Annotated in this window: 6 protein-coding genes; 1 reads left to right on the top strand and 5 read right to left on the bottom strand. The window is 73.1% G+C overall.

All coding sequences use genetic code 11. The annotated features are described in order from the left end of the window. Nucleotides 1–83: 83 nt before the first annotated feature. From AB0K65_RS13125 to AB0K65_RS13110, 4 genes are all read right to left on the bottom strand, one after another. Nucleotides 84–1,058 (bottom strand): nucleoside triphosphate pyrophosphohydrolase, encoded by a 975-nt coding sequence (locus AB0K65_RS13125; protein ID WP_365715897.1) that lies wholly within the window; start codon nt 1,056–1,058, stop codon nt 84–86. 104 nt (nt 1,059–1,162) lie between these two features. After that, the gene (locus tag AB0K65_RS13120) at nt 1,163–1,807 is read right to left on the bottom strand and encodes a SurA N-terminal domain-containing protein (RefSeq protein WP_365715896.1); all 645 of its coding nucleotides are present in this window, start codon (nt 1,805–1,807) and stop codon (nt 1,163–1,165) included. A gap of 81 nt (nt 1,808–1,888) precedes the next feature. Next, nucleotides 1,889–2,335 carry a GtrA family protein gene (locus AB0K65_RS13115; protein ID WP_365715895.1) on the bottom strand — a complete coding sequence of 149 codons (447 nt, stop codon included), beginning with the start codon at nt 2,333–2,335 and terminating at the stop codon, nt 1,889–1,891. Beyond that, nucleotides 2,332–3,294, bottom strand: coding sequence for a glycosyltransferase family 2 protein (locus AB0K65_RS13110; protein WP_365715894.1), 963 nt, complete (start codon nt 3,292–3,294; stop codon nt 2,332–2,334). Before AB0K65_RS13110 ends, AB0K65_RS13115 begins: the two co-directional genes overlap by 4 nt. 125 nt (nt 3,295–3,419) lie before the next feature. Between AB0K65_RS13110 and AB0K65_RS13105 the strand changes: the two genes are divergently transcribed. After that, on the top strand, nt 3,420–5,933 hold the full coding sequence (locus tag AB0K65_RS13105) for a YfhO family protein (RefSeq protein ID WP_365715893.1): 2,514 nt from the start codon (nt 3,420–3,422) through the stop codon (nt 5,931–5,933). Here the strand turns inward: AB0K65_RS13105 and AB0K65_RS13100 are convergent. Further along, nucleotides 5,923–6,318, bottom strand: coding sequence for a hypothetical protein (locus tag AB0K65_RS13100; RefSeq protein ID WP_365715892.1), 396 nt, complete (start codon nt 6,316–6,318; stop codon nt 5,923–5,925). The two genes, AB0K65_RS13105 and AB0K65_RS13100, sit on opposite strands and share 11 nt — an antisense overlap. Between the last annotated feature and the right edge of the window lie 16 nt (nt 6,319–6,334).

Genomic DNA, 6,334 nt, shown 5'->3' with positions numbered 1-6,334 from the left:
CTCCGCCCTCCGCCCTCCGCTCTCCGCCGCTCCGTCAGGCCGGGTGGCCCTCCGCCCTCCGCCCTCCGCTCTCCGCCGCTCCGTCAGGCCGGGTGGCCCTCCGCCGCGCGGATGGCGTCGCGGTAGGCGCGGGCGGCCGCCCGCAGTGCCGCCTCCGGGTCCACGCCGTCCGCCTCCGCCCGTGCGGCGAGGGCGAGCAGTTCGTAGCCGATCCCCTCACCGGTCGGCGGCTTCACGTCCAGGCCGGCCGTCCGCACCCGTCCGGCGAGCTTCGTGGCGAGCGCGAGAGCGGGCTGCCCGAGGGGCACCCCGTCCGTCACCGAGTCGCGCCGCTTCTCGACGGCTTTGGTGCGCAGCCAGTGCGCCTTGACCTCTTCGGGGGTCTCGGCGGTCGCGTCGCCGAAGACGTGCGGGTGGCGGTGGATCAGCTTCTCGACGATGGTCCCGGCGACGTCGTCCACCGAGAAGGGCTCGTCCTCGTGCTCCTCGGCGATCCTGGCGTGGAAGACCACCTGGAGGAGGACGTCACCGAGTTCCTCGCGCAGCTCGTCGCGGTCGCCGGCCTCGATCGCCTCGACGAGTTCGTACGCCTCCTCGATGCCGTACTTCGCGAGCCCTTTGTGGGTCTGCCGGGACGACCAGGGGCACTCGCGGCGGATGCGGTCCATGACCTGCACCAGGTCGAGGAGCCGGGCGCCGGGCAGGTCGTACGAGCCGGGCAGCAGCTCCAGGTCGGGCATGGCGACCCGGCCCGAGCCGGCGAGCCGGGCGAGCCCGTCCGTCAGCGCCCGGTCTCCTTCGCCGGACGGCAGGACGACGACGGTCCGGCCCCCGGCACACCGGTCGACGAGGTCCTGCGCGGCGGGACGGGCGTGCTCGACGGTGACGCCGGCCTCACGGAGGTAGGGCAGCTGGGGGTGGCGCTCGTCGGCGCACACCACCTCGTCGGCGCCGCGCAGCGCCTGCCACGCGGGCCAGGACAGCAGCCCGGGGGCCACGCGGTGGCTGGCGGTGAGAAGGACGACACGACCGGTCTGGACGGGTGCTTCAGCGTTCACCCTTCGACCATACGTGGGCCCGCCGCCCGCACCGGCTCCGCGTCCGCGGACCGTCACCCCGTGCGCGGCCGCCCCGCGCGGTCCGCGTCCCGGAGGCGCGCCGCCTACGCGCCCGCGGGGACGGCCTGGGGCTCCTGGGTGATCTGGCGCAGCCAGGGCGCGGTGTAGGTGCCGAGCTGGATCTTGTCGTTGTCCCAGGCGCCGAAGCGCGGGTTCACGTCGATGTCGAGGGACTTCGAGGCGGCGGTGAAGACCTCGGTGAGCTTCTTCTGGCCCTCGGGGGTGTTGGCGATGCCGAGCTTGTCGGCGATCTTGTTCATCAGGACGGTCCGGCGGACGACCGTGTCGATCTGGTCCGGGGCGACCCCCTGCTGCTGGAGCAGCATCCCGGCGAGCTGAGCCTCGCCGCCGCTCTGTGCGACGAACTCGCCGCGGGCCTTCTGGATCTCCCCGCGCCCCGCGGTGATGCCGTTGTCGGCGGCGACCCGCTCCACGACCCGGTCGAAGATCATCACATTGAGCTTCTCGCGGCTGAGGTCCCCGGTGGCCTTGATCAGCTCGGCGGCCTGCGGCGACTTCTGCTGGGCGGACCGTACGTCCCGGACCTGCGCCTGGAGGCTGGACACCTCGATCCGCTCACCGCCGACGACGGCGGCGGCCCCCGGGTGGGCGTCGCTGCCGCACGCGGCCAGCAGCGGGGCCACGGCGAGGAGCGCGGCGGAGACGGAGAGCGCGGTGCGGCGGTGCAAAGGAGCCTCCCGGCGTGGGTCGTGCGTCAGTAGAACGACCTTGCGGTGATCGATGTTAGGCAGTCGGAGTGGTCAGGGCCACTACTTCGAAGCGACTGTTTCGGTCAACGACTCACGCGTTCGGGTGGTGTCGGGTCGCAGCATGATCGTCCGGGAGAGCAGGAAGGTCACGGGAACGGCCGCCGCGGCGGCCGGCAGGGGGGCGTAGCGGCTGTCGACACCCAGCCGGTCGACCAGGACGTAGACGCCGACGGTGGTGATCACGAAGTTCGCCGCGTTGGTGAGCGGGAAGAGCAGGAACTTCCGCCAGGTGGGGCGGGTGCGGTAGGTGAAGTACGAGGTGAGGAAGAACGAGCCGACCATGGAGAGCGCGAACGCGAGGACGTGCGCAGGGAGGTACGGCAGCCACAGGACGAGGAGCCGGTACAGGCCGTAGTAGGTGGCGGTGTTCACGGCTCCGACCAGCGCGAAGCGCACCACCTGCCACGCCGTCGCCCTCACCGTCGCCGTTCCCGGGGTCCGCGTCATCGCCGTACGAGCTCCTCCGGGCGCCGCCGCTGCGCCGGCACCCCCGCGTTCGTCGCCTTCACCAGGAAGTGCGGGCGCCGCTTCACCTCGTAGTAGATCCGGCCGACGTACTCGCCGACCAGCCCCAGCATGACCATCTGGACGCCGGCCAGGGCCGTGACCGTGACGAGCAGGGTGACGTACCCAGGCGTGTCCACGCCGTTCACCAGCGCGACGCCGACGATCCAGGCGGCGTACGCCAGCGCCAGCGAGACCAGGACCATTCCGAGGTAGACGGCGGCCCGCAGGGGTTTGTTGTTGAAGGAGAGAAGTCCGTCGAGACCGTAGTTCAGGAGCTTGCCGAAGCTCCATTTCGAACGGCCCTCCTCACGCACCGCATTCTCGTACTCGAAGGTGGTGGTGCGGAATCCGACCCAGGCGAAGATGCCTTTGGAGAATCGGTTGTACTCGGTCAGTTCGAGGATCGAATCGACGGTACGGCGGGAAAGCAGCCGGAAGTCGCCGACGCCGTCCACCAGCTCGACGTCCACGAGGCGGTTGATCGCCCAGTAGTAGGCGCGGGCGGTCAGGGTGCGGGTCACCCGGTCGCCGGTGCGGGTCCGGCGGGCGATGACCTGGTCGTACCCCTGGGCGTGGAGGGCGACCATGCGGTGCACGAGCTCCGGCGGGTGCTGGAGGTCTGCGTCCATGATCACCACGGCGTCGCCGCCGGCATGCTGGAGGCCGGCCAGCATCGCCGCCTCCTTGCCGAAGTTCCGGCTGAAGGAGACGTAGCGGGCGCGGGGGTCGGAGGCGGCGATCTCCTCCAGGAGCGGGAGCGTACGGTCATGGCTTCCGTCGTCCACATAGACCAGTTCGAATTCCCCGTCGAAACGGGAGAGTTCGGCGGTCACATGGTCGTGGAAACGACCGATGATCTCCTCTTCGTTGAAGCACGGGACCACAATCGAGAGCAGCACGGAAGAAACGACAACCGAGCCGGATGTCGACGGCGGATTCGAGACGTGTCGGTGAAGCGACCATCGCGTGAACTGGGCGCGGAGGAAGACGATTTCGTTTCCCGTACTGGCATATTCGAACCATCATGAAGACCAGGACCCAGCCGGCCGGCCCGGTCGGCGCGTCCCCGGCCCCGGGCACCGGCCCGGCACGCACGGCGCGCGCGAGCGCGCCGGACGCCGCCCGGGCGAGCGCCGGACACGCCGCCGGGCTCGCCGCCCTCCTCACCGCGCTCGCCGTGTGCGCCGGGGACGCCGTGGCCCGCGCCTTCCCCTTCGGGCCGCGCCGCCGCGCGGTCAACGACCTGGCCAACCAGTTCGTGCCGTACCACGCACACCTGTGGGACCTGCTGCACGGCCGCGCCGACGGCGGCCTGCTCCTCAATTGGCGGTCCGGCTGGGGCACCAGCTTCCTGCCCGACCTCGGCACCTATCTGACCAGCCCGTTCGCGCCTCTGGTCGGACTGTTCCCGCGCGCGGACATCGAGTACGCGGTCTACACGATCACCGTCCTGAAGATGGCGGTGGCGGCGGCCGCCATGACGGCCCTGCTGCTGCGCACCCGGCCGGGTGCGCGGTGGGCGGCCGGCCTGCTCGGCGCCGCGTACGGCCTGTGCGGCTGGTCCGTGACCGAGGCGACGTACAACCCGATGTGGCTGGACGGACTGATCGCCTTCCCGCTGCTGTGCGTGGTGGGCGAGTGGGTGCGGCAGGGCCGGCGGCCGCTGCTCGGGGCGCTGGTGGTCGCCGTCTGCTGGGTCGCGAACTTCTACACCGCCTACATGGCCACCCTGGGCGCGGCGCTGGTCCTGCTGGTCCGCCTCGCGGAGACGGACTCCTTCCGCGTACGGGTGCTGGGCCGGGCGGCCGCGACGACCGGGCTCGGCGTCGGGCTCGCCGCGCCCGTCCTCGTCCCGGTCCTCCTCGGGTCCCGGCTCGCCTACCCGGGCCTCACCAGGGAGTTCGCACCGGCGGCCTGGCCGGACTTCCTCGCCCGTCTGCTGCCCGCGACGTACAGCTTCTCCACCCCCGCCCTCTTCGTCTTCACCGCCGTGCCGGTACTCGCCGGATCGCTGCCGCTGCGCCGGGACGTGCCACGGCGGGAGCGGTGGCTGTGGGCGGGTCTGGCGGGGGCGGTCGCGATGTCGACGCAGTGGGGGCCGACCCATCTGCTCTGGCACGTCTTCGCCACGCCGAACGGAAGCCCCTACCGGCAGACGTTCGTCCTCGCGGGCGTCCTCGTCCTCGCCGCCTGGACCGGCCTCGCGCGCGGCCTGCCCGACCGTCGGGCGCTGCTCGGCGGGGCGGGAGTCACGGGGGTCCTCGCCGCGGCGGCGCTGACCAGCCCGCTGGCGCACGGATGGGCACTGGCGCTGGGCGCGGCCGGCTGCGCGACGACCGTCGGGGCGGCGCTCCTGCCCCGGCGCGGGCGGTACACGGTCGTGGCGGCCGTCCTGCTGTCGGGGACGCTGGTCGGGCAGGCGGCGGCGACCACGGCCTGGGCAGACCGGGAGCGCCTGGCCCGCCTCGACGACTACCCGGCGTACGGCGCGGAGCACGAACGCCGGGCGGCGGCGCTGGCGGCGGCCGACGGCTGGCCCGCGTACCGGACGGACTCCGGTCTGCCCAGGGTGGCGGGCAACGACCCGCTGCTCCTGGGCGGGCAGGGCGCCGCCTACTACAGCAGCCACACCCCGGAGACGCTGACGCGGACCCTGGCGGCGCTCGGCGGTGGCTGGACCTCGCGCGGGCGGAACCTCCTGAGCCTGGACAACCCGGTCACGGACGCGCTGTTCGGGGTGGGCGCGCGGTGGCGGGACAGCGGCATGGTCCATGCCGAAACGGTTCTTCCTCTGGTGACGGTCCGGCCCCCGGGCGCCGCCCCGCCTCGCTACGGCCCTTCTCCGTTCCGCAACCAGGAACAGCTGCTGGGGTCGCGGGTCTACGAACCCCCCGGGGCCGGGGGCTGCCCGATCGGCCGTGAGGTCTTCCTGTGGGCCCCCGACTTCGCCGGGACGGCCCGGCTCGGGGCGCGGACGGTGGAGCTGCCGGGCGGCCTGCCCAAGCGCCGGGCGGCGATGGTCTCCCTCGGTGTCCAGCGCACGGCGGACGAACGGCCGGTCCTGACGGGCCGCGGCGCCCGGGGGCGGGTGGAGTGCCTGGACCGGGCGCGCCTGCGTACGGCGGTGGCGGATCTGCGGGCGGCGGCGGCGAGGGCGGTAAGCGTCACGGACACCGGCGTGCGGGCCGCGCTCCCGCCCGGCGCGCGCGGCACGGTCGTCCTGGCGGCGCCCCGGATCGCGGGCTGGCGCTGCGGGGGCCGCCCGGCCGACTCGTACGGCGGCCTGGTGGCGACTCCCGTCCCGGCCGACGGGACCGCGGTGGTCTGCGCCTTCCGTCCGCCGGGCCTGCGGGCGGGCCTGGTCACGGGGGCGGTGGCGGCGCTCGTCCTGGCCGCGCTCCTGGCGCGGGCCCCCGGGCGGGCCGGGCGGCCGTTCGGGCGGCGGACGGCGGGCGGACTGAGCGACGCCCCACGCCGAAGGGGCCGGACGCGTCATGCGTCCGGCCCCCTCATCGCCCGTAAGGGCGTCAGCTCTTGACGGGCTCCAGGCAGAGGACGAACTTCTCGTAGTCCCACTCCTGCGCCAGCGCGGTCATCTCGCCGCACTTGTTGACGTCGAAGGTGCCCTTGTGGACCTTGGTGACCTTGTAGAGGTCGGGCCCCTTGTCGGTGCACTCCTTGGTCTCGACCTTGGGGTCGTCGTCCGGGCCGGTGACGCTGATGCAGTCGCCCGCCTCGGCGTGCGTGGGGAGGTCGCCGCTGATGGCCGCGTAGCCGAACTTCACGCCGAGGGCGACCGCGATCGCCACGACGATGCCGAGGATCTTCTTGCCCAGGCCCTTCTTCTTCGCCGGCTCGGCGGGGGCGACGGGCTCACCGAAGGCGGCGGGCTGCTCAGGGGTGACGGGCGGCGGCGTAGTCATAAGGGTTCCTTGAGGA

The organism is Streptomyces sp. NPDC053755, from assembly GCF_040677675.1.
Taxonomy (GTDB): Bacteria; Actinomycetota; Actinomycetes; order Streptomycetales; family Streptomycetaceae; genus Streptomyces.
This window is presented reverse-complemented; position numbering and strand designations above follow the sequence as displayed.